General features: G+C 64.6%; 6 protein-coding genes. 1 reads left to right on the top strand and 5 read right to left on the bottom strand.

Going from position 1 to position 5,235, the window contains the following annotated elements; translation table 11 throughout:
• From MOV74_RS30735 to MOV74_RS30715, 5 genes are all read right to left on the bottom strand, one after another.
• A partial coding sequence (locus MOV74_RS30735) for an aminotransferase class V-fold PLP-dependent enzyme (RefSeq protein WP_246930576.1) occupies window positions 1-694 on the bottom strand: 694 nt, incomplete at its 3' end.
• A gap of 9 nt (window positions 695-703) precedes the next feature.
• Window positions 704-1,543: a tryptophan 2,3-dioxygenase gene (gene kynA, locus MOV74_RS30730; protein ID WP_246930574.1), complete on the bottom strand. Its 840-nt coding sequence runs from the start codon at window positions 1,541-1,543 to the stop codon at window positions 704-706.
• Window positions 1,544-1,576: 33 nt separating this feature from the next.
• The gene (locus tag MOV74_RS30725) at window positions 1,577-2,386 is read right to left on the bottom strand and encodes an alpha/beta hydrolase (protein ID WP_246930573.1); all 810 of its coding nucleotides are present in this window, start codon (window positions 2,384-2,386) and stop codon (window positions 1,577-1,579) included.
• A 238-nt stretch (window positions 2,387-2,624) separates the two neighbouring features.
• Window positions 2,625-3,902: an ArgE/DapE family deacylase gene (locus tag MOV74_RS30720; RefSeq protein ID WP_246930571.1), complete on the bottom strand. Its 1,278-nt coding sequence runs from the start codon at window positions 3,900-3,902 to the stop codon at window positions 2,625-2,627.
• 53 nt (window positions 3,903-3,955) lie between these two features.
• On the bottom strand, window positions 3,956-4,681 hold the full coding sequence (locus MOV74_RS30715; protein WP_246930569.1) for a pyridoxamine 5'-phosphate oxidase family protein: 726 nt from the start codon (window positions 4,679-4,681) through the stop codon (window positions 3,956-3,958).
• A 74-nt stretch (window positions 4,682-4,755) separates the two neighbouring features.
• Here MOV74_RS30715 and MOV74_RS30710 point away from each other — a divergent pair.
• The coding region (locus MOV74_RS30710; RefSeq protein ID WP_246930568.1) for a GntR family transcriptional regulator at window positions 4,756-5,235 on the top strand (480 nt) is incomplete at its 3' end.

Here is a 5,235-nt window from a genome sequence, read left to right as displayed (position 1 = left end):
CATGGCGCGGCGCGACGTACAGGAACGCCGGCGCGCCGGGGCCGGCATTGATGTATTTGTAGGTACAGCCGGCGGCGAAATCGGCGCCGGTGCCCGCAAGATCGACCGGCAGCGCGCCGGCGGAATGGGCGAGATCCCAGACCGTGACGATGCCGAGCGCATGCGCTTTCGCCGTCAGCTTCGCCATGTCGTGGCGGCGGCCGGTGCGGTAATCGACCTCGGTGATGTAGAGGACCGCGATCTCCTCGGACAACGAATCCTCGATCTCCTCCGGCGCCACCAGGCGCAATTGGTGGCCGCGCCCGAGCGTCGCGATCAGGCCCTCGGCCATGTAGAGATCGGTCGGGAAATTGCCGGTGTCCGAGAGGATGACCATGCGCGATGCGCTCATGTCGAGCGCGGCGGCGAGCGCCTGATAGACCTTCAGCGACAACGTGTCGCCGACCATTACGGATCCGGCCTCCGCACCGATCAGCCGCGCGATGCGATCGCCGACGTGACGCGGCTGGGCATACCAGCCGGCAGTGTTCCAGGCCCGGATCAGCTCATTGCCCCACTCGGTGGTGATGACGCGGTTGACCCGCTCGGCAACGCCAAGCGGCAGGGCGCCGAGCGAATTGCCGTCGAGATAGATCACACCGTCGGGCAGATGGAACAGCGCCTTGGTGTCGTCGTAGACGCGAAGCTTGGTCATGGAAAATCTCTACAGAATCGTGCGGACGCGCCAGAGCTCGGGGAACAGCTCCACCTCCAGCATGCGCTTGAGATAGCTGACACCACCGGTGCCGCCGGTACCGCGCTTGAAGCCGATGACACGCTCGACCGTGGTCACGTGGTTGAAGCGCCAGCGGCGGAAATAATCCTCGAAGTCGACGAGTTTCTCGGCGAGCTCGTAGAGCATCCAATGCGTCTCCGGCGCCTCGTAGACGACACGCCAGGCCTGCAGCACGCCTTCGTTGAAGCTGTGGGTCTCGCGAACATCGCGAGCCAGCACCGCGGCCGGCATCTTGAGCCCGTTGCGGTCGGCGAGCCGCAGCACTTCGTCATAGAGGCTGGGCGTCGCGAGTTCGGCCTCGAGCAGCTTCGTCGTCTCCACATCGTGCGCGTGCGGCTTGAGCATGGCGTGATTGCGGTTGCCGAGCAGAAATTCGATCAGCCGGTATTGCCGCGACTGAAAGCCCGAGGACTGTCCGAGCTGCGAGCGGAAGCGCGTGTACTCGCTGGGCGTCATGGTGCGCAGCACGTCCCAGGCGTTGTTGAGCTGCTCGAAGATGCGCGACATCCGCGCCAGCATCTTCATTGCAGGCTGCACCTCGTCCATGGCGATGGCGCGGCGCGCGGCGCTGAGCTCGTGGATGGCAAGGCGCATCCACAGCTCGGTGGTCTGATGCTGGATGATGAACAGCATCTCGTCATGCGCTTCCGAGAGCGGATGCTGCGCGCCGAGGATCGCATCCAGCGCCAGGTAGTCGCCATAGGACATCCGCCGGGCGAAATCGGTCTCGGCGCCTTCATTCGCAGGATCGTAATCGCTGGACGTCATGGCTGGCCCTCTCGATCGATCATACCGGCCTGCTCAGTCGAGGCCGATCAGGCGCGCGGTGATCTGCGACGACGGATCCTTGAGCCCGTCGATCACGGTGAAATGGTTCAGCGCCGGCTCGACGACGAGGCGCGTCGGCACGTCGAAGCCGGTCCAGACATTGGCCATCAGGTCGGACTGGCGGATGAATTCGGGCCGCTCGCCGCCGCCGACCCAGGCGGTCACGGGCGAATGCCCACGCGGCAAATGCAGCGCCGCGCTTTCGAGCGTCGCTTCCTCCATGGTCATGCCCAGTGTCTCGTTCATCTTGGTCTTGAGCAGCGGACGCAGGTCGTGCAGGCCGCTGATCGAGAGCGTGCCGGCAATGCGGCTGTAGACGGCGGGCTCCAGCCGGCTGTCATCGCACAGCATGCGCGTGACGAGATGGCCGCCGGCCGAGTGGCCGGCGAGGTGGATCGGACCTGCGACAAGCGAGGCCGCTTTCGCGATCGCGGCGGTGATTTCGGCGGTGATGTCGGAGATGCGCGCAGCCGGCGTCAGCGTGTAGCTCGGCAGCGCCACGGCCCAGCCATGGTGCCGCGCGCCTTCGGCGAGATCGGTCCAGGTCGACTTGTCGAAGCGCATCCAGTAGCCGCCATGGACGAAGACGACGAGCCCCTTGCTGTCGCCGTCGGGCAGGACCAGGTCGAGCTTCTGGCGCTCCCCGGCGCCATAGGCGATGTCGGCGCGAAAGTTCCTCAGCCCGGCACGATACGCCGCGGCTCGCTCCAACCACAACGCGGGCATCTTGTCCGAGCCGGGGATATGGGCCGAATTGGCATAAGCATCATCCCAATCGCGCATTGTGACTCCCGAGGACTCGCGAACTCGCCGCCAGTCTGCCACCGGTCAATGCCGCATCCTAGTCTTTATTTTAAGCTTAAAGGATTTAGGAGGATCCGGAGGGTCAGGCAGCTGAGCGCTCCAGCCGTAGGATGGGCAAAGCGGCGCGTGCCCACGCGCTGGTTATGTCGAATAAGACTCGTGGGGACGGCGCAAAGGCGCCTTTGCCCACCCTACGGCACCGCGAACGGAGCGACGGCTACGCGTTCTCCACTCCGCACCATTCCGCGATGAACAGCGCCATCGCCTTGGTCGCTTTCTTCAGCGACTCCAGCTCGACATATTCGTTGAAGCCGTGCATCTCGCCGCCGCTGGCACCGAAGCACAGGCTCGGAATGCCGTGGTTGAGGCCATAGAAGCGGGTGTCGGTGAGCGCGGTGAAGACGAGGTCCTCGACCGCGCCGCCATAGACCTTGCCGAACGCTTTGCCGAACGCAGCCTCCGGCGCGGCGGCGTCGGTCAGTTCATAGCCTTCCGACAGGAAGCCCGACCATTCGATCTCCGGCGGATTATTGGCAAGGAAGCGGTGGTTGCGCGCCGCGGCAGCGACGCAGGCCATGATCTCCTTCTGGTGGTCGGCGATCGACCAACCCGGCAGAACCGCAATCCGGCAATCGACATCGCACCAGGCCGGCACGCTGGAAGCCCAGTCGCCGCCCTTGATGATGCCGGGGTTGAAGTTGATGGGATGGTTGAGCGTCTTGAAGTGCCTGTCAGCTTTGGCGCGCTCGTTCCATTCGATCTCCAGCTTCTGCAGCGCCTGGATCAAATGATAGGCGGCCATGATCGCATTCGCGCCGGAGCCGGCAAAGGCGACATGCGTCGGATGGCCCTTCACGCGCAGGCGAAACCAGATCACGCCGACCTGCGAGCGCACCATCTTGCCGCCGGTCGGCTCCGGAATGAAGCAGGCATCCGCACGATAGCCGCGCTGCAGCGTCGAGAGCGCGCCGACGCCTGTGCTCTCCTCCTCGATCACGGACTGGAAGTGGATCCGTGCCGTCGGCCTGAAGCCCGCGGCCTTGATCGCATCGAGGGCATAGAGCGCGCCGATGGTGCCCGACTTCATGTCGCAGGCGCCACGGCCGAACATCTTGCCGTCCTTGATGACGGGCGAGAACGGCGGCGTGTCCCACAATTCCAGCGGGCCAGCGGGCACCACATCGCAGTGGCCCTGCAGGATCAGCGATTTGCCGCCGTTCGTTTGCGGACGGTAGGTGCCCACCACCGAACGTGCTTTGGAGAAATCATGCTCTATCGGGCCGAAGCCGCGCAGATCCTTGAGATCATCGACATCGATGTGCCAGTCGTCGACCTCATAGCCACGCTCGCGCAGGAGGTCGCCGATCATGTCCTGACACGGCCCCTCCGCCCCGCGGGTCGAAGGGATCGCGACGAAATCGCGTGTGGTGGCAAGCTGGGCTTCGAAGCCGGCATCGACGGCGTCGAGAATCCTCTGCTGCGTTTCGGCATTCATCAGGCAACTCCAGGCATTCCAATGGTCCCAAGGAGTGCGCAAGCTAACCGATTTCAGCCGTTCGGGTACTCCACAAAATAAGCATCCCGCAATGCATCTTCGAGCAGGCGCCCTTCCGAATAGCCATTCAACGTCGCAGGACGCGTGACGCCGTCGAGCAGGCGCGGGCACGGTTCCGGCGCGCCGATCACGGTGCGCACCGGGATGCGTTCGGCATAAATCGGCAACGCATAGTCCTCGTCGTCGTCAGCAACACCCTTGGCGCGTATCTTGGCCGAGGCTTCCTCGATTTCCATCGCGATGAAGGACGTCGCCTTGATCTCCTGGGTGTTGCTCGCCCTGAGACTCGCGGTGCGATCCGGGAAGAAGCGATCGACCATCGCGATCACCGCGCGCTCCTTCTCGCTGGGATCGGTAACGAGATAGGCGGTGCCGAATGCCATCACCGCACGGTAGTCGGCGGAATGGTTGAAGCCGCAGCGCGCCAGCACGAGGCTGTCGAGATGGGCGACCGTGAGACACACGCGCTCGCCCTTGGTCTGGCTGCGCAACATCCGGCTTGCGCTCGAGCCGTGCCAGTAGAGCCTGGTGCCCTCGCGCCAGAAGAAGGTCGGCGTGCAATAGGGCTGGCCGTCGATCACGTAGGAGACATGGCAGAGCATCGAGGAATCCAGGATGCGATGAACCGTGTCGTGATCGTAGAAGCCGCGATCGTGCCGGCGCTTCACCTGGCTGCGCGCGGAGGTCGGATAGGAATTGGTGGTCTCGGTCTGGCTCACGGCCGCTCCTGATCGGATTGGAAAGATCCGGAGTAGTTGTAGCGGCGCATTTGGTCTGCGATAGTTCCAATTCCATGCAAAAAATTCCGACCAATTCTCTTCCCTCCCCGGCCAAGACCGAGCTGTCGCTCGATCTCGCCGGCCCGCACGTCACGGCCGGCGCCTCCGCCGCGCATCGGCTCTATCAGGCGCTGTGCGAGATGATCGTCTCCGGCCTCGTCAAGCCTGGCGAGCCGCTGCCGCCGTCACGCACGCTGGCGAAGCAAACGGGCTTTCGGCGCAACGCCGTCGTCACCGCCTATGAGCGCCTGATCGCTGACGGCTTTGCCGAAGCCACCGTTGGCTCCGGCACCTTCGTCGCCGCGCGCATCCCTGCGCGCGCGGCCGAACCGAACAAGCCGAAGATCATCGTCGAAACGCCCGGGCAAGGCGCGTTCGCGCTCGGCTGCACACATGTCGACGAACGCGCGGTGCAGCGCTTCCGCGCCTTTGTCGGCCGCCGCATGCGCGCATTCGGCGCCGAGCACCTTCACTATGGCGATCCGCGCGGCAGC

The sequence above is a fragment of the Bradyrhizobium sp. SHOUNA76 genome, from assembly GCF_023006445.1.
Lineage (GTDB): Bacteria > Pseudomonadota > Alphaproteobacteria > Rhizobiales > Xanthobacteraceae > Bradyrhizobium.
The sequence above is the reverse complement of the archived record's forward strand: the minus strand, read 5'-3'. Positions and strand labels throughout refer to the sequence as shown.